General features: G+C 60.4%; 21 protein-coding genes and 1 riboswitch. Of the genes, 12 read left to right on the forward strand and 9 right to left on the reverse strand.

What is annotated here, in order from left to right:
* Nucleotides 1-43: 43 nt before the first annotated feature.
* A complete protein-coding gene (locus tag QP027_RS08325) occupies nucleotides 44-1,213 on the forward strand; it encodes a hypothetical protein (RefSeq protein WP_284823996.1) in 1,170 nt (389 codons plus the stop codon).
* On the opposite strand, the gene thpR is transcribed toward QP027_RS08325, so the two are convergent.
* Both thpR and QP027_RS08335 read right to left on the reverse strand, forming a co-directional pair.
* Nucleotides 1,183-1,719 carry an RNA 2',3'-cyclic phosphodiesterase gene (gene thpR, locus QP027_RS08330; RefSeq protein WP_284823997.1) on the reverse strand — a complete coding sequence of 179 codons (537 nt, stop codon included), beginning with the start codon at nucleotides 1,717-1,719 and terminating at the stop codon, nucleotides 1,183-1,185. The two genes, QP027_RS08325 and thpR, sit on opposite strands and share 31 nt — an antisense overlap.
* The gene (locus QP027_RS08335) at nucleotides 1,716-2,192 is read right to left on the reverse strand and encodes a hypothetical protein (protein ID WP_284823998.1); all 477 of its coding nucleotides are present in this window, start codon (nucleotides 2,190-2,192) and stop codon (nucleotides 1,716-1,718) included. Before QP027_RS08335 ends, thpR begins: the two co-directional genes overlap by 4 nt.
* Nucleotides 2,193-2,222: 30 nt before the next feature.
* Here QP027_RS08335 and QP027_RS08340 point away from each other — a divergent pair, with 30 nt between their 5' ends.
* Complete coding sequence (locus QP027_RS08340; protein ID WP_284823999.1) at nucleotides 2,223-3,134, forward strand: ribokinase; 912 nt, start codon at nucleotides 2,223-2,225, stop codon at nucleotides 3,132-3,134.
* Here QP027_RS08340 and QP027_RS08345 read toward each other — a convergent pair.
* Nucleotides 3,119-3,256: a hypothetical protein gene (locus tag QP027_RS08345; protein WP_284824000.1), complete on the reverse strand. Its 138-nt coding sequence runs from the start codon at nucleotides 3,254-3,256 to the stop codon at nucleotides 3,119-3,121. The two genes, QP027_RS08340 and QP027_RS08345, sit on opposite strands and share 16 nt — an antisense overlap.
* A 153-nt stretch (nucleotides 3,257-3,409) precedes the next feature.
* On the opposite strand from QP027_RS08345, the gene QP027_RS08350 reads away from it, so the two are divergent.
* Nucleotides 3,410-5,128 carry an FUSC family protein gene (locus QP027_RS08350; RefSeq protein WP_284824001.1) on the forward strand — a complete coding sequence of 573 codons (1,719 nt, stop codon included), beginning with the start codon at nucleotides 3,410-3,412 and terminating at the stop codon, nucleotides 5,126-5,128.
* On the opposite strand, the gene QP027_RS08355 is transcribed toward QP027_RS08350, so the two are convergent.
* Nucleotides 5,125-5,754, reverse strand: coding sequence for a DsbA family oxidoreductase (locus QP027_RS08355; RefSeq protein WP_284824002.1), 630 nt, complete (start codon nucleotides 5,752-5,754; stop codon nucleotides 5,125-5,127). The genes QP027_RS08350 and QP027_RS08355 overlap by 4 nt on opposite strands.
* Before the next feature lie 124 nt (nucleotides 5,755-5,878).
* Here QP027_RS08355 and QP027_RS08360 point away from each other — a divergent pair, with 124 nt between their 5' ends.
* The 3 genes from QP027_RS08360 to QP027_RS08370 are packed head-to-tail and all read left to right on the forward strand — an operon-like array spanning nucleotide 5,879 to nucleotide 9,317.
* Complete coding sequence (locus tag QP027_RS08360) at nucleotides 5,879-7,855, forward strand: BCCT family transporter (protein WP_284824003.1); 1,977 nt, start codon at nucleotides 5,879-5,881, stop codon at nucleotides 7,853-7,855.
* Between the two features lie 19 nt (nucleotides 7,856-7,874).
* Complete coding sequence (locus QP027_RS08365) at nucleotides 7,875-8,570, forward strand: YoaK family protein (protein WP_284824004.1); 696 nt, start codon at nucleotides 7,875-7,877, stop codon at nucleotides 8,568-8,570.
* A gap of 24 nt (nucleotides 8,571-8,594) precedes the next feature.
* On the forward strand, nucleotides 8,595-9,317 hold the full coding sequence (locus QP027_RS08370; RefSeq protein ID WP_284824005.1) for an FMN-binding negative transcriptional regulator: 723 nt from the start codon (nucleotides 8,595-8,597) through the stop codon (nucleotides 9,315-9,317).
* A gap of 11 nt (nucleotides 9,318-9,328) precedes the next feature.
* Here the strand turns inward: QP027_RS08370 and lepA are convergent, their stop codons facing one another.
* Nucleotides 9,329-11,185, reverse strand: coding sequence for a translation elongation factor 4 (gene lepA, locus QP027_RS08375; RefSeq protein ID WP_284824006.1), 1,857 nt, complete (start codon nucleotides 11,183-11,185; stop codon nucleotides 9,329-9,331).
* Nucleotides 11,186-11,399: 214 nt separating this feature from the next.
* Between lepA and QP027_RS08380 the strand changes: the two genes are divergently transcribed.
* On the forward strand, nucleotides 11,400-11,981 hold the full coding sequence (locus QP027_RS08380; protein WP_284824007.1) for a type II toxin-antitoxin system PemK/MazF family toxin: 582 nt from the start codon (nucleotides 11,400-11,402) through the stop codon (nucleotides 11,979-11,981).
* Between the two features lie 185 nt (nucleotides 11,982-12,166).
* Nucleotides 12,167-12,430, forward strand: coding sequence for a 30S ribosomal protein S20 (gene rpsT, locus QP027_RS08385; RefSeq protein WP_284824008.1), 264 nt, complete (start codon nucleotides 12,167-12,169; stop codon nucleotides 12,428-12,430).
* 59 nt (nucleotides 12,431-12,489) lie between these two features.
* Here rpsT and QP027_RS08390 read toward each other — a convergent pair whose 3' ends face one another.
* From QP027_RS08390 to QP027_RS08405, 4 genes are read right to left on the reverse strand one after another with little or no spacing between them, the layout of a single operon-like run.
* Entirely contained in the window at nucleotides 12,490-13,134 is a 645-nt protein-coding gene (locus QP027_RS08390; protein WP_284824009.1) for a LysE family translocator, read from the reverse strand.
* Nucleotides 13,131-13,526 (reverse strand): ankyrin repeat domain-containing protein, encoded by a 396-nt coding sequence (locus tag QP027_RS08395; protein WP_284824011.1) that lies wholly within the window; start codon nucleotides 13,524-13,526, stop codon nucleotides 13,131-13,133. The genes QP027_RS08390 and QP027_RS08395 overlap by 4 nt, the downstream gene beginning before the upstream one ends.
* Nucleotides 13,527-13,539: 13 nt before the next feature.
* The gene (gene holA / locus QP027_RS08400) at nucleotides 13,540-14,469 is read right to left on the reverse strand and encodes a DNA polymerase III subunit delta (protein ID WP_284824013.1); all 930 of its coding nucleotides are present in this window, start codon (nucleotides 14,467-14,469) and stop codon (nucleotides 13,540-13,542) included.
* A 14-nt stretch (nucleotides 14,470-14,483) separates the two neighbouring features.
* Nucleotides 14,484-16,121 (reverse strand): ComEC/Rec2 family competence protein, encoded by a 1,638-nt coding sequence (locus tag QP027_RS08405; RefSeq protein WP_284824015.1) that lies wholly within the window; start codon nucleotides 16,119-16,121, stop codon nucleotides 14,484-14,486.
* A gap of 146 nt (nucleotides 16,122-16,267) precedes the next feature.
* Nucleotides 16,268-16,369: riboswitch (TPP riboswitch) on the forward strand.
* A 6-nt stretch (nucleotides 16,370-16,375) separates the two neighbouring features.
* Between QP027_RS08405 and QP027_RS08410 the strand changes: the two genes are divergently transcribed.
* The 4 genes from QP027_RS08410 to thiS are packed head-to-tail and all read left to right on the forward strand — an operon-like array spanning nucleotide 16,376 to nucleotide 19,963.
* The gene (locus QP027_RS08410) at nucleotides 16,376-17,884 is read left to right on the forward strand and encodes a bifunctional hydroxymethylpyrimidine kinase/phosphomethylpyrimidine kinase (protein ID WP_432418628.1); all 1,509 of its coding nucleotides are present in this window, start codon (nucleotides 16,376-16,378) and stop codon (nucleotides 17,882-17,884) included.
* A gap of 10 nt (nucleotides 17,885-17,894) precedes the next feature.
* Entirely contained in the window at nucleotides 17,895-18,566 is a 672-nt protein-coding gene (locus QP027_RS08415) for a thiamine phosphate synthase (RefSeq protein ID WP_284824020.1), read from the forward strand.
* 6 nt (nucleotides 18,567-18,572) lie between these two features.
* Nucleotides 18,573-19,763 carry a glycine oxidase ThiO gene (thiO, locus tag QP027_RS08420; protein WP_284824022.1) on the forward strand — a complete coding sequence of 397 codons (1,191 nt, stop codon included), beginning with the start codon at nucleotides 18,573-18,575 and terminating at the stop codon, nucleotides 19,761-19,763.
* Nucleotides 19,760-19,963, forward strand: coding sequence for a sulfur carrier protein ThiS (gene thiS / locus QP027_RS08425; RefSeq protein ID WP_284824023.1), 204 nt, complete (start codon nucleotides 19,760-19,762; stop codon nucleotides 19,961-19,963). Before thiO ends, thiS begins: the two co-directional genes overlap by 4 nt.

The following is a 19,963-nucleotide window of genomic DNA, read 5'->3' on the forward strand; positions in this document are numbered from 1 at the left end:
GGCGTCGTCGGCAAGCTCGTTGCGGCTGACTTAGCCTCGAGCCATGACCTTCACTATCAACGACTGGCTCGTGGCCAGCGGCTCCAGCGCCATCGCTCTGCTGGAACCGCTGCTTCCCGCCGCGGAACTTGAGGCCCTCGGTGCCGAACCGGGCCTCGTTGGTAGCATGCATGCCCTCCGACACGTCTACTTCGGCCCCACCAAATCAACTCGTCGCCAGCGCCAGGCGCGTGAGAACGCTGCCTCCAACAAGCTGGGATTCGATCGTCTGGGTGCGATCGAAAGGGTTGTGCGCAGACTCCACGACTCCTCCAAAGATTGGGCCCTGCGATTGGAGCTAACGCGCTTCGTCGGCAACCACCGTGATTTCCGCAGGCATGCGAGGGAGAAACTCGCCGCCTATAACGCTGCGGGGGCGAAGCCTGAATCCAAGCCGTCGCTGAAAATCACCCACCACAAGGGCACCACTGAAGCCACATTGAGCTTGCGAGCTGCGTCGTCGTCGATACGCGAAATCGAGGCGTTTGCACGAAAGCACGCGGCAGACAACGGCATCTCCGTCCCAGACGCCGCGATCGCTGCCTTTCTCAAACCATCTCAAAGCGCACCGGTGTACCGCATTAAGGTTCTGGTGACCCTGGAGAATATCCGACGGATTCTTAGCGGTGAGGGCTCCGACGTGCTGGTCCAGACCACTAGCGGCGCCATCATGACCGGTACCGAGCTCATGTCCAAGCAGCTCGACCCAGTTGCGGAGTTCATCGGATTGACTCCTATGCATGGGGCAATCAGCATCGCCACCGGTAATACTCCGATCAACAACCGCACCAAACTCAAGGCTGAACAAGCTCGGCGAGCACGCGATGGGATCGCACCCGTTACGCCAGCGGCCGTTGACAAGGCACTTTCCCGACACGGCAGCTACAAAGACCGATGCCTCCAAGAAGCCAACCAAACCCTGTGCGCTGGAGAAGATTGCTCAGTTCCCGTGGCCTATTGCGAGCTCAACCACAACGTGCCCTTTTCGAAAGGTGGATTGAGCCTCCTGTCCAACCTCAGCCTGCTCTGTCGCTACCACAATGGGCGAGCCGGGATGCACGAACGCTACACCAATATCCGCGGGGCTCCACACCAAATCTTGCCTGGAGGGGCGCTGATTAGAAATGAGCATCCGCTGTCGCGCTATAGTTCCGTCGTGCCTAGAAGTTCGTAGCGCGGCTGACCTGACCTGCCTTGCCCGAGGAATGATTCGTAAAGACCGATCGTCGTCGCTTGCCAGCTTGGTCCGCGGTAGACGCTCAAGGCATGGGTGATGTCTCCCAAAAGCCACGGATCACTTAGTCGCGGGTGGGCGCGCGCCACGGTGAGGTGCGCCCGCTGCCGCGCGGCCTCTTCAGGATCGAGCACGCACCCAGACATGAGCGTGCGCAAGCGATCCCTCATGCCTCCAACCCCGATCCATAGCGTGCGAGACGAAAACGACCCAGCACCCGAGAGGCAAAGCTCCAGCGGCCCCGTCGAGGCAGCTGCTAGGTGGCCGAGCAGCCACTCGGGGTCTTCGGCTGTCTCCCCGTAAAACGCGCAGGTGATGTGCCAATTGTCCGGTTCGGTGAAGCGCAACTGATTGCAGTCACGCTCGCGGATCGGACGCAGCGCAGTGATGAGGTGCTCCCGCGCAGGCTCCGAAGGAGTCAACGCAGCAAATAGACGCCTACTCATGCCTCCACTGTAAGACGCTTCGTTTCGGGGTCGAAGACAAGGGTGACACGGGTGTCGTCGTGAAGCAATGAGCTTATCGACGACACCTTCGGCTCGTCATTCACAAAGCTGACGATTTTCGCACCAGTATCAGAGTCCAGTACGACGCGATCGGCGCGGGGCACCCCAAGCACGTTGATCAGAGCGCGGGGTACCGGCAACGACCCTCCGGCACGCAGCTCATCTGTGACATCGATGACAAGGCCCCAGGTGCCGTCGCCGCGATCGATGAGCGCAGATTTCTCCGGGAACCATGATTCGCCCTTGAAGTCTGGGTTCCTTGCCACGTAGCGGTGGTCAATGATGTGAAAGTCCCCGTCTTCGGCGATCGTGCGAAGTGCTACTCGGGGAAACGGCGAGCGGTCCAGCATCGACTGAAGCCCAGTGCGGCCAGCCTCGATTTCGGATGCGATCCAATGCGCAGGTGTGGTCATGAATTTGATGGTAGCGGTTATATTTGGGGTATGAGTGCCAAGCTAGTTGTCGTCGGGTCGATTAATGCTGATCTCACGGTGAAAGTTGATCGGCATCCCACACCGGGTGAAACTCTGTTGGGCAGTGGCGGAACGATCACCGCTGGGGGCAAGGGCGCAAACCAAGCTGTCGCTGCGGCAAAGTTGGGTACGCCGGTCGCATTGGTAGGAGCGGTAGGCAACGACTCCTACGCTGCGCCCGCCACTACCCTGTTGCGCGAAGCGGGCGTCGACCTTTCCTCCGTTGCGGAAACAGACCAAGTCACAGGTCTTGCTGTAATTACCGTCAGCGCAGACGGGGAAAACACCATCATCGTTGCGCCCGGCGCGAACGCCACCGTAACGGCTGACTACGTGCGGGAACACCGGAAACTTGTGGGCGCCGCCGAGATCGTGTTGTTGCAGGGCGAAATCCCGGCCGATGGTTTCGCCGAAGCTGTACGTCACGCGACCGGCCGGGTAGTGGTAAACCTCGCCCCGGTCATCGACGTCGACCACGCGGCATTGCTCCACGCCGACCCGTTGCTTGCCAACGAACACGAGGCGGGACTAATCCTCGCCCAGTTCGACGTTGAAGCCGCGGGGCCGCGCGCGATGGCCACGAAGCTGCTCGAGGTGGGTTTCCCTTCTGTGGTGTTGACCCTGGGCAAGGCAGGCGCACTGGTGGCAGACGCCACGGGGGTGGTCGAAATTCCCGCTGCCACCGTCACCGCTGTGGACTCTGTGGGCGCCGGTGACGCATTTGCAGGCGCGCTGTGCCACCGCATCATTGCGGGCGATTCGCTGGTCGAAGCAGCACAGTTTGCCTCACGGGTCGGCGCGTACGCCGTCACGAAGCCCGGCGCGCAGCCTTCGTATCCCTGTGCGGAGGACCCGCTGCCAGAGATCTACTCGCAGATGTAGAACATCAACGAAGGATCCAAGACGTGCTCTTCATGAACTTCAAAGCAGCTAGCTAAGAGGTCAAACTCCTCATGCTCACGGGCGGTCAGATCCGCCTGCTCGTGTGAATTTGGTGCCTGCATGCCCTTGATCCTAGCGCTCTTCGTCGCTGATCGAGTAGCGACGGGTCGTCGGTAAGCCTGGAAAGTACACGCCGGATATACTCCAACTTGTCGCCGTGACCTGTTCGCTGGCGGCTTTTCGCGTTGACCCCCTACCCCAAGGACACCACTAGGTTGACACCTCCTACTATCGACGACCGCACCCGCGCAGCCCTAGAGCACGAACCCCTGCCGAAGCGCCCGAACCCGTGGCGCCTTTTTACTGCATTCCATTCCTCTGCACCCCGTTGGCCGGGCGCGTTGCGGGCGGCCATCGCTGTGGCTGTCCCCGGTGCCCTCGCGCTTGCCTTGGGCCACGAGAATGCGACTGTTCTGATCGCATCCGGCGGGTTCATCGTGATCTACGGTGAGGGCCACCCATACCGTGCACGGCTCAGCGTGATGGCTACCGCCGCTATGCTCTTGGTCTTGGGCGCAACGTCTGGCGCATTTGTCGGCTCGGTGATGTGGGCGCAGCTCGAGGCGGGCGGATCCCACTGGTGGCTGATGCTTTCCGGCTTGTTTACTGTGCTGATCTCCACGATTGGCACCTATGTGCAAAACGCGCTGCGGCTTAGTCCTCCAGGGGTATTTTTCATCGTGATGGTGGCGGGCGGGTCGACGATGGTGGCGCGACTTGGTTTCAACCCTCTGGAGGTTGGTGGTTGGGCGATCGTTGGCGCGGTGTCCGCGATCTTCGTGGGCATGTCTGGCAAATTGGTGCATCCTCACGGGCCGGAGCGCCAAGCCGTCATCACCGCCGACAAGGCCGTCGCGAACTTTGAGGAGGCTTCGTCTCCGACACTCGGCCAGCATCACCAGGCGCAAAATGCCGTCGCCACTGCGTGGTCCGCGCTCAACGACGCTGGCATCATCTCTGGTGGCAACGTCGTAGACCAATCCCAGTACCACCTTGTCGACCGCGTCATGGATTCGCACCGTCGCTTGGTCATCCGCAATTCCGAGGTGGGTTTTTCCTCCAACGACGACTCCGACATCGCCACGCTTTTCGACGAAAAACGCCTAGCCATACCCCACACCAGGCCGTCCGTGATGTATCGGCTGACCCGCTCCGCCAACCGCCATTCCCACGCGTTTATCACCGCGGAGAAAGTGTTCTTCGCCACGTTTCTTTCCGCACTGGTCGGCGTTGCGCTTGGTTTCGATCGACCTGACTGGGCGGTAGTGTCCGCGCTGTTAATGCTCCAGTGGGGCCCCGACCGGATCCCTGGCCAGGTCCGGGGTATGCACCGACTCTTCGGCTCGCTTTTGGGAATCGTGCTGTTTGCCCTGTTTCATTACTTCGAGGTGTCCGGGTACTGGTTGCTGCTGGTGCTGGCCGTGTGCCAGTTCGGCGCCGAGTTCTTCGTCACCAAAAACTACGCTTTCACCGTCATCTTCACTACCCCGCTGGCGCTATTGATGGGCGACTCGATGAGCCAGCCACTAGGTACCGTGTTTGTCGACCGCACCGTCGAAGTGCTCTTGTCTGTCGTGTTCGGCTCCCTTTTCTTGTGGTTTTGGCGCCCAAGCGCGGAACGCCAAAACCACTATCGGCTCATTATCCGTTGTCGCAAAGCCATGGGATCGCTTCTTGGCGCACTCCTCATCACGCCACCAAGCGGGGCGAAGGAAGAACGTCGCGACCTTCAGTACGAGCTGCTCTCAGAACGCCGTGCGATCAACTCGCTGGCGATGGACCATCCCGATGTGGCAATCCAAGAGTGGGCAAACCACGGCGATGTGCAGCGCGCCGGCTACGCACTGCTGGATTTTTGTAATGCTCGCAACGACGTCCAGCTCAGCCCTGGTGAGATCGCTGAGCTCGCCGAAATCGTCAAGGCCGCCAGCTAGTCCATATTTTCTAGTTCCTTCAGCATATCCTTGAACACTGCAGGTGGCTGCGCCCCCGACACCGCTAGCTTGCCGTCGAAGACGAAAAACGGCACGCCGTTGACGCCCATCTGTCGCGCCGCTTGGATCTCTTCGTTAACCGAATCGGCGTACTGATCCGAGGCGAGGATGTCGTCGATAAGCGAAGCTTCAAGGCCGATTGCGGTGCCAATTTCTTTCATGGTCTCAGCGCTTGCCACATTTTTTCCGTCCGTGAAATACGCATGCTTGAGCGCTTGGTCCCACTCGTTGCCCACTCCCTGCGCGCGGGCGGCGTGGCCAACGCGGTGCGCATCAAACGTGTTCGCGATGACTTGGTCGCGCCAGTTGAAATCCAGGCCAATCATTTCCGCACGCTGGGCCAGGCCACTGAGCATCTGTTCAACCTGCTCACGCGACATACTCTTTGATTTGACTAGGTAGTCCACGCCCGTCTCGGTAGGTTCTTTCGGCGCGGTGGGATCCAGCTGGAATGAGCGCCAGAAAATCTCCACGTCGCCGTCGTAGTCTTCCAGCGCCATCGCTAGGTGGCGTTCACCGATCGTGCAGAACGGGCAGACATAATCGGACCAGATATCAATACGCATTACGTGTTTTACTTTCATTTCGATGAGGAATAAACGTCTGTCTATGGTTTACTAGTTGTCTTAATCGCAACTGTACGCAACCTGGTTCCCTGAAAGTGGCACCAACTAAGGACCCTGACCCATCATGGCCCAGCCAACACCCGACAACGACCATTCATCCTCCACTGCTGCGGGTCTCTATCCGCACAACATCCACCCAGGCCTTGTTCCCGGCATCAGTGTCGACGAACAACGCAACCGCTTCGGCGTAGATAAGTTCGTCTTCGCGATCACGGCCGTTGCGATCCTGGCGTTCATCGCGTGGGGCATCATCAACCCGCAGTCCGTGGCGGACACAGCCTCCACCGCGTTCGCGTGGGGGATGGAAAACGCGGGCTGGCTGCTCAACATCGTGATGCTGCTCGGCATCCTCATCATGGTTATCCTTGCGTTCTCCCGCTTCGGCAGGATTCGCCTGGGCAAAGACGACGAAGAACCGGAGTTCTCCCGTTTTTCATGGATCGCGATGATGTTCGGCGCGGGCATCGGCGTGGGAATCTTCTTCTTCGGCCCTTCCGAGCCGCTCTGGATGTATCTTGACCCGCCACCAGAAACTGTGGAAGCGGGCACCCCTGCCGCGTTGCACCAAGCCGTCGCCCAAGCCCACTTCCACTGGGGCTTGGCCGCGTGGGGACTGTACGCCTTCGTCGGCGCGGCGATTGCCTACAGCACTTATCGACGAGGCCGCGTCTCCCTCATCTCCTCCGTTTTCACGCCGCTGCTCGGCTTGGGCCGCACCCAGGGCGTGCTGGGACGCGTGATTGACATGCTGGCGATCGTCGCCACGCTTTTTGGCACTGCTGCCACCCTGGGACTTTCCGCAACGCAGATCGCTACCGGTGTGGAAATCGTCAGCGGTGTCGGCGAGGTAGGCAACGCCGTGCTGTTCATCATCATCGGCGTGTTGTCTGCGGGATTCATCCTCTCGGCGATCTCGGGCGTGTCCCGCGGAATCCGCTACCTGTCCAATACAAACATTTCGCTGACGCTGTTGCTAGTGGTGTTTGTATTCCTTACCGGCCCGACGTTGTTCCTGCTCAACCTGATTCCATCGGGCACCGTGTACTACCTGTCGGAGTACCTGAACATGGCTTCGCGGTCCTTGTCGTGGGGCGAGGATACCGTCGCGTTCCAAGGCGCATGGACCGCGTTCTACTGGGCGTGGTGGATCGCCTGGACGCCGTTTGTTGGCATGTTCATCGCACGGATCTCCCGCGGCCGTTCACTTCGCGAGTTCACCCTAGCCACCATGCTCGTCCCGACGGCCATCCTGATCTTCGCCTTCACCGTGTTCGGCGGCACCGCGATCACCTTCTCCCGAGACGGACTCGCAGCATTCGACGGCACCGCATCGTCCGAGCAGGTGCTCTTTGCAATGTTCGCCGAACTCCCGCTAGCGCAGATCACCCCGTTCCTGCTGATGCTGGTCCTCGCGATCTTCTTCATCACCTCCGCAGACTCCGCCTCCGTGGTCATGGGCACCATGAGTTCCAAGGGCGATCCTTCCCCGAACAAGCTCGTTGTCGTGTTCTGGGGACTGTGCATGATGGGTATCGCGATCGTCATGCTGCTCTCCGGCGGCGAGGACTCCCTATCTGGTTTGCAAAACCTCACCATCTTGATCGCGCTGCCGTTCTCCGTGGTCATCTTGGGCATGATGGTCGCGTTTATCAAGGACCTCAGCACCGACCCGATCGCCATCCGCCGCACTTACGCGCGTACGGCAGTAGAAAACGCCGTGGTCCGCGGCCTGAAGGAGCATGGCGACGACTTCGCGCTCTCCGTCACCGAGGCTCCAGCAGGCGAGGGTGCTGGCGAGAAGTTCGACTCCACTGACGAGTCCCTTACCGACTGGTACCAGCGCACCGACGAGGAAGGCAAAAAGGTCGACTACGACTACGAGACCGGCGAGTGGGCCGACGGCTACGTCGACGAGGACCTACAGGCACAGCGCATCGAGCGCGCCGAGAAAGAAGCCGCCGAAAAAGCCGAGCTAGAAAAGCGCGACGCCGAGCGCTTGGCCCAATTGGAGGCCGAGGCGCAGGAGAACAATCAACAGTAGACCCCGCTAGAGTAAAGGCATGTCTGTTTCAGCACACTCCCGCCGCGAGCACCTGCTCGGCGCGGGTTTTGCCTTTATCGCAGGCTTTGTCGACGCCCTCGCCTTCATGTTCCTTGGCGGCGTCTTCTTGTCGTTCATGTCAGGTAACGTCACCCGCATCGCCGCCTCCGCCGTCAGCGGGGACTGGGAGATGGTGCGGCTGGCGGCCTCGTGCGTCGTGCTGTTCTTGCTGGGCGTTATGGAAGGCGCGCTTGTTCGTCGTTTAGCGGCATTGCGGGTGCGCCCGGCGTGGGTACAAAACGTGGTTGTTCTCAACGTGGCGCTGCTGTTCGTGAGTTCTTCCTTCACGCTGCTGCTCGGCGCGCCGGCGGTCGCTGTGCGTGTGGCGTCGCTGGGCATCGGCGCGATGAACAGTATCTTTGAGAAACGCGGCGAAGTGTCCATCGCGCTTACCTACATGACGGGCACGCTGGTCAAGATGGGTCAGCGTTTCGTCGACACGTTTTTTGGTGGCGCGCACCAGGCGTGGATGCAACACTTCCTGATCGCGTTTTCCCTGGGCTCCGGGGCGCTCGTCGGCGGTTTTGCCTACGCCTGGCTGGGGCTCAATGCTCTCTACGTGGCCACTGTCATGATCTTGGCGATGTCCACCTTCACCCTGCTGTGGCGCCTGCGCGGCGAAAGCGTCCTACGAATCGAAGTCGCGCCGTACTGAACCGCTTCCCCGTACCATGGTGATATGTATGTCACCAATGCTTATCGAATGGATCACGAAGAGGCGCTCGAGCTCGCATCGAGCATCGGGGTTGGACAGTTTGTCACCAATTCCGACGAAGGCATGGAGGCCACGCTGCTGCCTTTCGTGCTGAAGCTTGACGACGACCGCGTGGTCGTCGAAACGCACTTCGCCCGGGTGAACCGCCAGTGGGAGGACGAAGAAGTTCTGATCATTGTCCAGGGGCCAACCACGTTCATCTCCGGGCTAGACCTCCCGCCGGAGCCGGAGGACGCGCGACTACCTCGCGTGCCATCGATGGACTACGTCACCGTGCACATGAAGGGCCGGATGCGCCACCGCCAGCACGATGAGGAATTCACGCTGCGTCACCTGGCAGAACTCGTCGACAAGTTCGAAGACGAATGGAACGTCCCCGAGCACTCCGATCCCCGACTGGTCAAGGACATCCTGCCCGCGCTTGTCGCAGTCGAGATCGAGGTCACTGAGGTGCTGGGCAAGTGGAAGCTCCATCAGGGACTGACACCCGACGAGATCCAGTACACCGCAGATAACCTGCGTCGACGAGGCACCGAAGAAGCAGCGCAGGTCGCCAGCCTAATGGAGTCCAAGGCGATCCCGTGGGCCGAACAGCGCGCCGCGCGCAACGCTGTGACTGCGCAGCTTCCGGTGCCTAAGCCGTCAAAGCCGCGTCCGCCTCATGTGTATAAGTACGAACGCGGCTAAAGGGCTAGCGGTTATTCTTCGTCGGTAGACAGCGCAGCGACGAATGCTTCCTGAGGCACGGTGACCGAGCCGATGGACTTCATGCGCTTCTTGCCGGCCTTTTGCTTCTCCAACAGCTTGCGCTTTCGCGAGATGTCGCCGCCGTAGCACTTGGACAAGACATCCTTGCGCAGGGCCCGGATATTCTCGCGGGCAATAATCTTGGAGCCGATCGCAGCCTGGATCGGCACCTCGAACTGCTGGCGCGGGATGAGTTCTTTGAGCTTTTTGGTCATTTTGTTTCCGTACCACTGGGCGTTGTCCTTGTGCACGATGGCGGAAAACGCGTCCACTGGTTCGCCCTGCAGCAGGATGTCCACCTTGACCAGGTCTGCTTCCTGCTCGCCAGCCTCCTCATAGTTCAGCGAGGCGTAGCCCTTAGTACGAGACTTCAGCATGTCGAAGAAGTCGAAGATGATCTCGCCCAGTGGCATGGTGTAGCGCAGCTCGACGCGGTCCTCGGACAGGTAGTCCATGTTCTCCATTTGGCCACGTTTCATCTGGCATAGCTCCATCGTGGTGCCAACGAACTCAGACGGCACGATGATCGTCATGTTGACGATCGGCTCGGCCACCTCCTGTAGCTTGCCACCCGGCCAATCCGATGGGTTGTGCACGTATTGCTCGCTACCGTCTTCCGCCACAACGCGGTAGGTAACGGAAGGCGCGGTGGAAATCAGGTCGAGGTCGAACTCACGCTCGAGGCGGTCGCGGGTGATCTCCATGTGGAGCAGACCCAAGAAACCACAGCGGAAGCCGAAGCCCAAGGCGACAGAGGTTTCGGGCTCCCAGGTAAGGGAAGCGTCGTTAAGCTGGAGCTTTTCCAAAGACTCGCGGAGTGCCGGAAAGTCTTCCTGGGACACTGGGAACAGGCCCGAATACACCATGGGCTTGACGTCCTCGTAGCCTTTAAGCGGCTCGGAGGCGCCCTTGTCGGCGGAGGTGACGGTATCGCCGACCTTGGTTTCGCGGACGTCTTTCACGCCGGTGATCAGGTAGCCGACTTCGCCGGGGCCTAGCCCCTTCACCTTCTTCGGGGTCGGCGACACCACGCCGATCTCCAGCAGCTCCAGATTTGTGCCGGTGTTCATCATGTGCAGCTTCTGGCCCTGGCGGAGTTCACCGTCGACCATACGAATGTAGGTGACGACTCCGCGGTAGGTGTCGTAAACGGAGTCGAAAATCATGGCACGAGCCGGCGCATCTGCACCGTTTGGTGATTCAGGCGCCGGGATCATATCCACAACGGTGTCCAACAGCTTTTCCACGCCCTCGCCCGTTTTGCCGGAGACACGCAGCACGTCCTCGGGCTCACAGCCGATGATGTTGGCAATCTCAAACGAGTACTTCTCTGGGTCCGCCGCCGGCAAGTCGATTTTGTTCAGAACCGGAATGATTTCCAAGCCTTTATCGATCGCCATGTAGAGGTTGGCAAGCGTCTGCGCCTCGATGCCCTGGGCTGCGTCGACAAGCAAGATCGCACCTTCACACGCCTCAAGTGCGCGGGAGACTTCGTAGGAGAAGTCGACGTGACCTGGCGTATCGATCATCTGGAGGATGATCTCCTCACCTTCATGGTTGCCGCTGCGGGGAGTCCACGGCAGGCGAACATTTTGCGCCTTGATTGTGATGCCGCGTTCGCGCTCGATGTCCATGTTGTCTAGGTACTGGTCACGCATGTCGCGCGCTTCCACCACGTTGGAGAGCTGCAAGATTCGGTCGGCCAAGGTGGATTTACCGTGGTCGATGTGCGCGATAATGCAGAAGTTACGAATCCGCGCAGGATCCGTGAAAGTGGTCTCGGCGAAATTATTGAAGTTTTTTGCCATTGGCCGAACGGGTCCCTTCTATTATTAACCTTTCCTACTCTACCCAAGGTGGTGGGTATTTTTTAACCGGGATCTCACACGCCACTTTGCTTATCGACGACCCCACACCCCAGATAGGGGTTCCCGCTGCAAAAAGGGGGTTGAATTACCCGTGACCATACCGTTACGGTTGGAAGCAATAAGTTTCTCCCACCTCCAACGGGAATGATTGACGATGAGTTTCCTGCGACCATGGCGCACCATGGACAACACCACTCCGATCGACTCGGAGAAGGTGTCAACGCGCCGGTCTGCACTCCGCGATCGAGCTCGCTCGCGCAAGGCCGAGAAAACCAATCACTTGGATCAGGGCCTCGAATCGCTTCGCGAACGCTTGGGTACCACCGACGGTGCTCCCTCTCGCCAACATGCATCCCGCGTCAAGGTTGACCCCACTGCCACCCTCGCGCGATCGGTGTACTACTCCCCCGACCTTGATGGCCCCGCCGAGCCAGGCGAAGTTGTGTGGGTGACGGTTCCCTCTGATCCTCCGGAAGAGCGCCCAATGCTCGTCGTTGGTCGCAACAGCCTGCATATCCATGGTCTATTAATTTCCACCGGCACCAAGGCATTTGGCGACAACTTCTTGGAAATCGGCAGTGGCGAATGGCAAAATGCGCCCGGCCGCTGCTGGCTACGCCTGGACAAAACGCTGACAGTGCCGGAGACCGACGTGCGTCGTCGAGGCGTTCTTTTCCCGCGTTTGCGCTTTGATGTCGTTGCCAATCGCCTGCGCAGCCGCTTTCACTGGGCATAAGCGTTTTGGAATAGCCGCAACACCCCTGCTAAGGTCGACGTGTTGTTCACGCCTGCGGTAGTGGGGTGTGCTTGGCAACGCGGGCAGGACCTTGGGTTCGCGTCTTCAAATGGCTAAGCACTGTAGTCCTCGTGCAGGTAGATCGACTAGTTCACTCAACATCGATTTTCAAGAGGTATGTCACAATGGCAAACATCAAGCAGCAGAAGAAGCGCGTTCTTACCAACGAGAAGCGTCGTCAGCGCAACAAGGCAGTTCGCTCTGCAGTTCGCACCGAGATCCGCAAGTTCCGCGAGGCAGTCGAGTCCGGCGACAAGGCTGTAGCAACTGAGCAGCTCAGCGTTGCTTCCCGCAAGCTCGACAAGGCAGTCACCAAGGGAGTCTTCCACCGCAACAACGCGGCAAACAAGAAGTCGAACATGGCTAAGGCCCTGAACAAGATGGACTAAGCCTTAAAACGCTTGAGACCCGTTCTTCCCTTTTGGGGAGAACGGGTCTTTTCCATATTTCAGAGCAAACCGACGATTCCACGCACGATCAGGCTCACGCCCGCGACAAGGAAAAACAGTCCGGCGCCCATGTCGATATATGGGCCGGCTCGCAACATCTTCTCGCGCACCGCGTTTGTTGAGACCACGAGGACGATGCCCACCTGCAAAGCCATCGATGTCAGCCACAGCGCTAAGATCACGATCACTGCTGTGCTCACCGACGGGCTCGGTGGCAACAGCGGCGCCACCAAAGCCGCCAGGAACAACACGATCTTCGGGTTGGAAAGGTTTGTGATCAGGCCTTTCCAAAATGACGAGCGCGTCGATCCTAACCTTGCTTCTGCTTCGTCGGTATCAACCGGCGGGTTATCGCGTTCCGCCCAACCGCTGCGGAGCATCGAGATGCCCATCCACGTGATCCAACCACCGCCGATGATCTGAACGAATTCAAGGATCGTCGGAAATGCATTGAGCAGCGCGGCAGCGCCGACGACGGTCAGCGTGCACCACATTAATACGCCGACTTGGATCCCAAGGGTCGTCGCCAATGCGTGCTTGCGCGAGCGCACCGCGGTGCGCGTGATGAGGACGATGTCGGGTCCAGGCGAGGCGGCGCCCGCGAGGTTGAGCAACACTAGACCGCCAAGATCGGTCCAGATCACTTATTGAACTTCTCTAGGAGATCTTCACGCCCAAACATCTGCGCAGCTTCCACGCCGGAAGGGTGGCCTGCATGGGGATCCGCGCCAGCTTCGAGGAGGAGATCGATGATTGCGTCTTCTTTCTTGAAGATCACACCGCCCAGTGGGGTTTGCCCGCGACCGTTCGGTTGGTTCACCTCCGCGCCACGCTCGATGAGAGCCTTGACCAGCTCCGGCTGGCCACTGTAGGACGCCAGCATGACAAAGGTGTTGCCGTCCTGGTTGGTGAGGTTGACGTTCACACCCTGGTCAACGTATTCGACAAGCTGCATGTCGCCGGTGCGCGCGTAGTTGAACAGGCGGGCTGCGAATTCCTGCACGTCCTGAGGGACGTCGTTTCCATTCTCACTCATGTTCACGAATCTATCACGCGAGCTTGGCGATCCGTCGGACTGCATTCTCGATGGCAAAATCCGGATCGCCACCTTGACCTTTCACTTCTGCATCGAGGTCCGCGATGATGATCACGGCTTCGCTCACCGCATCGCCCGACCAATTCCTCGCCACCTGCATCGTTTTCTTTGCGACGAACGGGTGCATCCCCAGCTGCTTTGCCAATTGATCCGGGTTGCCGCGGGTGCTGTAGAGCTTGGCAATATCGCCGACCTTGCTCGCAAGCGCTGCCGCGATCGCCACCGGGCTGATCCCCAGCTGCAAAGCGCGCCGCGTGGAACCCAGCGCGAAATTAAGGTTCCCGCGCACAGCAGCATCGGCGATATCGAAACCGGACACCTCTGCCACGCCCGTGTAATAGGCGCGCACGGAGCGCACCGTGATTTCGCCTTCGGTGTCTGCCACTAGCTGCTCAACCGCGGCCGCTAGTTCACGCAGGTCAGAGCCCACCGATTCTTGCAGCGCGGAAATCACGTCGGGGGTCGGGCGCACGTTGTGGCTGCGGAACTCGTTGGTGATCCAGCGTGACAGTTCGTTGGTGTTCTTGATCGCGCCGGCCTCGTGCACCTCGCACGCCTTCTTAAACTTTGGCACCAGAGATTTGTTCCGCCCTCCTCCCGAGTGACAGACGATCAGCGTCATACCCGGCGCGGGATCGACCGCCGCGCGAAGCAGCAGCTCGGTCGGCTCCTTGCCCGCCGCCTCGGTGCCGGTGAACACCACCACGCGTTCCTCGGCGAAGAGCGAAGGGCTGGTGGCTTGCAATAATTCGCCCTCGGTCACCTCTCCCGCTTTGAAGCGCTGCACCTCAGCGCGAGGATCCACCTGGTCGATGATGGCTTTGGTCGCACGTTCCTGCAGAAACGTATCATCGCCGACAACAAGGTGAGCTGGATTTAACATGCTGGTTAGTCTACCTAGAACCGCCCGTCGGCTGCGTGTTGACTACCGTCCTCGTGCACACGCACTTCCCCGTCGCGGTGCGGAAAGAGCACCGGGATGCCCCCGGCTGTGCGGGTGCCACGTGGGGCGGGCCGGCCTTCGTCGTCAAGCACGACGATCAGTTCGGTTCCGGTCGGGATGGGCTCTATGTTTTCTTGCTTATCGACGACGTACGTTGCCAACTGCCCGATATCCACCTCCGGTGCGCGCGGCGCGCTGAGCATGGGAAGTATGAGGGCTGCGAGGACGAACAACAGCGTGGTGCGGGGGCGGTGGTACATGAAACCGGCGAGTACCCACCCGTAACCAAGCAAGACCAACCACGGTGTGGCGGATGTGGTGGAGTTGGGTAGGGCTGCGAGGCCGTGTCCAATGGTGTGAATCCACCAGGTGAAGGGTTGGATTGCGAAAAAGAGGAGTTGCTCAAGCCCGCCGGGAAGCAATGTCAGCAGCACCGCGATGAGGCCGAGCACGGTCACGGGCGCGGTGGCAGGTGCAACCAGCACGTTGGCGGCGACGGATACTAGTGAGACTTCGCCGGTCATCAACGCGATGATCGGCATGGTCATGAGGTCGGCGGCGATCGCCACCGCGAGTGCGCGGACGAGGATGTCCGGCCAGCGGGTGCGCGCCAGCCAGCGATACAGCATCGGATTGAGCGCGATTATCCCGACTGTCGCGGCCACTGAGAGAGCAAACCCGTAGTTGACCGCCATGTCGGAGTCGAAGAGGACAAGCGCGATCGTCGCTAAGCTGAGGGCGTGCATGGGCTGCACATTCGACGAAGCAAGCACTGCCACCAGTCCGACAAGACCCGTGACGGTGGCTCGCAGGACCGAAGGCTCCGCGCCCACCAAACCTGCGAAGACAAACACCGTGACACCAGCTGCAACGACTTGCGCACGAAGCCCCACGCCAACGGCGCGCGCGATCATCACGGAAGCGGTGGCGACGATTGCCACGTTCGCCCCCGAGACCGCCGAGAGGTGCGAAAGCCCCGTGGCAATGTATGCATCCTGCTCCGCGTGGGATTGCAGCGAAGTATCGCCGAGCACCATGCCTGGGATGAGACCTTGGGAATGATCCGGGACGTGTGCCTCGACCGATATGGCTAACGACTCACGAACGTGGGCCGCGAAAGCCGCAAAACCTCGCGGCGGGTCCACCACGGAAACGTCCCCATTGAGCGTGAACCATCCGACCCCGGGCCGATCAGATTCCCGCAGACCACCTGCGACGACCACCCGTGCGCCCGGCACCACCCCACTTTGCAATTCTTCGGCAAACACGGGAATCTCTGCGGGATACCCACCCGCTCTGACTTTCACCAACCACGTGCCGGATGCCAGCTCTTTCGGCTTGGCGACGACCGTGGCCACGAGGTCGTCGCCAAGCGAAAATGCCTGCGCAGCGCGGACCCGGGCCGAAGCGAGAAAAGCCGCAGCCGCAGAGAACGCGCTGCACAGGATGAGCTGACCCCATTGTCTGGTGGCCGCGAAGACTATGCCAAGCACGCATGCACCAACCACGGCCACGCGAGGCACGCCGATTAGGACGCACAGCGTCACAAGCCACGTCATTGCGGCGGCAGGGACTAGTCGGAGTTCGCTCACTTCTGCAGGTTAAGTCACTCGGCCGAACGGGATTCCCCCTGCACAAATAGCTGTGGATAACTGCGCTGACGCGTCACCTAACCGGCGTGTTATCCACAAACCCAGAGGACTTCCCAATCCCCAACTTTCGTTGTGCTAGCTTCAAAGACAGTGACACGGGGTGCACCTTGACAATCGAGGTGCTGAGATCACACCCGTCGAACCTGCTCTAGTTCGAACTAGCGAAGGGATCGTCCTCGATGACCTATACTTTCATACCCAATTCCGGCGACAACCAAGGCGCAATTCCGCGCGTTTTGACCATTGCGGGCACCGACCCGACAGGCGGGGCCGGGATCCAAGCCGATATCAAATCCATCACCGCAGCTGGCGGTTTCCCCTACAGTGTCGTTACCTCCTTGGTCGCGCAAAATACCCGCGGTGTCCAGGAAATCTTCACCCCGCCGATCGATTTTCTTCGCTCGCAGTTGCAGTCGGTGGCCAGCGATGTCGCCATCGACGCGGTAAAGATCGGCATGCTCGGTTCGGTCGAGATCGCCGAAGCGGTCAAGGAGTTCATCCAAGACATTCCGTGCCTCGTGGTGTTGGATCCGGTGATGGTCGCGTCGTCTGGCGATCGTCTGCTGCAGCGCGATGCTGAAGCGGCCGTACTCGACCTTGCTCACAACGCGGACGTCGTCACCCCGAACCTGCCGGAACTAGCTGTTCTTGCGGGCTGCGACGTAGCCGCTACTATCGACGAAGCTCTTGACCAAGCCGCTGGACTCGCAAAGACACTTCAGGCGCACGTTTTGATGAAGGGCGGACATTTCACCGGCGATCACGCAGACAATGCGCTAGTCAGCCCTGATGGAGCGGTGCATTCTGTACCAGTTCAGCGCATCGCCACCACAAATACCCATGGCACGGGATGCTCGTTGTCGTCGGCACTGGCAACGAGGCTCGCGGCAGGCCACAGTCCTGCTGACGCTGTCGAGTGGGCCTCGCGCTGGCTCCATGAGGCAATCAGCAACGCGGACGCCCTCAAAATCGGTACGAGCAACGGCCCCGTTGACCACTCTCACACCACTCGTCGCATGACCCGAGCGGCGAGCACTTGGGCCCCGTCTGCCTCCGCCCCAACCCAGCCCCGCCTGCACCCCGCGGGACCATACACCCAGAAGATGTGGGACGACACCGCCGGTTATCTCACCGACATCCTTGCACTGCCGTTTATCCAGCAGCTCGGCGCGGGCACCCTACGCCACGACGATTTCATCTTCTACCTGCAGCAAGATGCCCTGTACCTCGGCCAATACGCCAAGGCGCTGCGTAAACTCGGCGGCCAGTGGGCCATCGACGCCGACGGTGCCATCGCCGCGGAACGCGAGATGCAAGACACCTGGCTCGCCAACATTCCCGAAGAGCAGCAGCGGATGTCGCAGGTCACGCAAGGCTACACCGATTTTCTTCTTGCCTCGGTCTACGGCGACGCGCACGCTGTCGGCCAAGCGGCGGTGCTGCCCTGCTACTGGCTGTACCACGAAGTCGGCCTGCGCCTAGCCGAGGCGAACCACCCGGATCACCCGTACCACGATTGGCTGGCCACTTACGCCAGCGAGGAGTTCGAATCCTCCACGCGCAGTGCCATCGAGCGCGTCGAACAAGCCCTCGCTCAAAACCCCGAACACCTCGACGCCGCCATCAAGGCGTGCGATATCGCATCGCACTATGAAGTCGATTTCTTTGACCAGGCCGACCGGGCTTGGGTCGTCGACAAGTAAAGGACAATCTATGACCCAGCTTGATCTGCGCTGCTATTTCGTCACCGGCTCCCTAGGTGTCGCACCGGTTGCGCCTGCCGATTTCCCCGCCATCGCGCGTATTGCGGCCGAGGCGGCATCCGGTGGCGCAGGGGTTGTCCAAATCCGCAGCAAGCCGATTAGCGTCCGCGACCTCACCGAGCTGTCTATCCAGGTAGCCAACGCAGTTCAGGTAGCCAACCCTCTCACCCGAGTGCTTATCGACGATCGCGTCGACGTCGCCGCCGCGCTGATGGACACCCACCATATCCACGGCGTGCATATCGGCCAGGATGATCTTGATCCGCGGCTGGCGCGCAAAGTGCTGGGACCACAAGCGATCATTGGGTTGACCACCGGCACGTTGGAGCTCGTGCGCGGTGCCAACGAGCTGGCGGATTCCATTAACTACGTCGGTGCGGGCCCGTTTCGCCCCACCCCAACCAAGAACTCGGGCCGACCGCCGATCGGGCTCGAAGGCTACCCAGCGCTTGTCCAGGCCAGTCGCGTCCCCGTTGTTGCCATCGGCGATGTCCACGCCGCCGACGCCGCCGACTTAGCAGCCACCGGCGTTGATGGCGTGGCCATCGTGCGGGAGTTCATGGCATCATCCGACCCGCGTGCGATGGCAGCTGGCATCGTTTCTGCATTCGACCGGAAGTAGCCACCTGTGAATAGTTTTCGTTTCGATCACGTCATCGTCGGCGCTGGAATCATCGGCCTATCCACCGCCTTTGAGCTGCTCACTCGCGACGTTCCGGCAGCGTCGATCGCAGTGATCGATCCGGCTCCGGTGAGTGGGGCAACACGTGCAGCTGGCGGCATGCTCGCACCCGTGGCGGAAATTCAGTACAAACAAGAGCCGCTCTATCCGCTGATGGTCGAGTCGGGAGCGCTTTTCCCCGAGATGCTCCGGCGCCTTTCGGGTTATACCTCGCAGGAGACGGGTTATCGTACGGAGTCAACGTTTGTGGTCGCCGCCGACCGCGCCGATGCCACTCATCTCATGGAGTTGACCGACCACCAGCACGACCACTCGTTGCACGTCCAGCGCCTTCCGCTACGCCACGCGCGTGCCGCGGAGCCTGCGCTGAACCCGCAACTGGCAGGCGTTGTTCACATCCCAGGCGACCACCAGATCAACCCGAGCATGTATTCCGCTACGCTGCTTCAGGTTCTTCGGCAGACCGGCGTTTCGCTTATCGACGATACCGTTACCCACCTAGACTGCACCTTTGACGAGGAGGGCGCGGTGAGACACTGCCACCGAGTTGAGTCGGACTCAGCGTATTTCGAGGTGGGCGCAAGTGTCTACATGTGCAACGGGCTTGGCACCTCCAGCGTAACCGGTTGGTACCCCGCAAAGGAGCTGAGTCCGCTGAAATTGCGGCCAGTACGTGGTGACATGATTCGTCTGAGGGTGGCGGAAGGGCAAGAGCCACCCGTCGGGCGGGTGATACGCGCTTTTGTCGAGGATCGCCCCGTTTACATCATCCCCCGAACCGACTCAACCATCGCTATTGGCGCAACCAGTCGCGAGGACATGCGCACAGCCCCTGCGGTTGACGGCGTATTCGCGCTACTGCGCGATGCGATACGCATCGTCCCTGCGCTCGAAGAATGCGAGATCATCGAAATCACCACCGGCGATCGCCCTGGAACGCCGGACGACCTCCCGTATCTTGGCCTCGCCGGCGACAATCTGGTGATTTCCACCGGATACTTCCGCCACGGCATTTTGCTCTCGGCGCTGGGAGCTCACGCAGGCGCTGACCTTGGCATCACGGGCAAAACAGACTTCCACATATCCGCGTGCGACCCCTACCGCCACTGCGACCAACGACGAAAGGATCTGCCATGAAAGTGACTATTAACAACGAGGTCCGCGAGGTTCCCGACGAACTGACCGTGGCTCAATTAGTGGCAGCCGATACCGGCCAATCCGAGCCGGCAGGTATTGCCGTTGCGATCAACGGCAAAGTGGTGCCGGCCAGCCAGTGGGATCGCAGCCTCGAAGCCAGCGATTTCGTTGATATTCTCACCGCGGTGCAAGGAGGCTAA

Origin of the sequence: Corynebacterium breve (genome assembly GCF_030252165.1) — a bacterium.
Classification (GTDB): Bacteria; Actinomycetota; Actinomycetes; order Mycobacteriales; family Mycobacteriaceae; genus Corynebacterium; species Corynebacterium breve.

Coding starts and splice junctions, on each gene's coding strand:
- QP027_RS08325 (WP_284823996.1), top strand. CDS start 44: ATGACCTTCACTATCAACGACTGGCTCGTGGCCAGCGGCTCCAGCGCC.
- thpR (WP_284823997.1), bottom strand. CDS start 1,719: ATGAGTAGGCGTCTATTTGCTGCGTTGACTCCTTCGGAGCCTGCGCGG.
- QP027_RS08335 (WP_284823998.1), bottom strand. CDS start 2,192: ATGACCACACCTGCGCATTGGATCGCATCCGAAATCGAGGCTGGCCGC.
- QP027_RS08340 (WP_284823999.1), top strand. CDS start 2,223: ATGAGTGCCAAGCTAGTTGTCGTCGGGTCGATTAATGCTGATCTCACG.
- QP027_RS08345 (WP_284824000.1), bottom strand. CDS start 3,256: ATGCAGGCACCAAATTCACACGAGCAGGCGGATCTGACCGCCCGTGAG.
- QP027_RS08355 (WP_284824002.1), bottom strand. CDS start 5,754: ATGCGTATTGATATCTGGTCCGATTATGTCTGCCCGTTCTGCACGATC.
- QP027_RS08360 (WP_284824003.1), top strand. CDS start 5,879: ATGGCCCAGCCAACACCCGACAACGACCATTCATCCTCCACTGCTGCG.
- QP027_RS08365 (WP_284824004.1), top strand. CDS start 7,875: ATGTCTGTTTCAGCACACTCCCGCCGCGAGCACCTGCTCGGCGCGGGT.
- QP027_RS08370 (WP_284824005.1), top strand. CDS start 8,595: ATGTATGTCACCAATGCTTATCGAATGGATCACGAAGAGGCGCTCGAG.
- lepA (WP_284824006.1), bottom strand. CDS start 11,185: ATGGCAAAAAACTTCAATAATTTCGCCGAGACCACTTTCACGGATCCT.
- QP027_RS08380 (WP_284824007.1), top strand. CDS start 11,400: ATGAGTTTCCTGCGACCATGGCGCACCATGGACAACACCACTCCGATC.
- rpsT (WP_284824008.1), top strand. CDS start 12,167: ATGGCAAACATCAAGCAGCAGAAGAAGCGCGTTCTTACCAACGAGAAG.
- QP027_RS08395 (WP_284824011.1), bottom strand. CDS start 13,526: ATGAGTGAGAATGGAAACGACGTCCCTCAGGACGTGCAGGAATTCGCA.
- holA (WP_284824013.1), bottom strand. CDS start 14,469: ATGTTAAATCCAGCTCACCTTGTTGTCGGCGATGATACGTTTCTGCAG.
- QP027_RS08415 (WP_284824020.1), top strand. CDS start 17,895: ATGACCCAGCTTGATCTGCGCTGCTATTTCGTCACCGGCTCCCTAGGT.
- thiS (WP_284824023.1), top strand. CDS start 19,760: ATGAAAGTGACTATTAACAACGAGGTCCGCGAGGTTCCCGACGAACTG.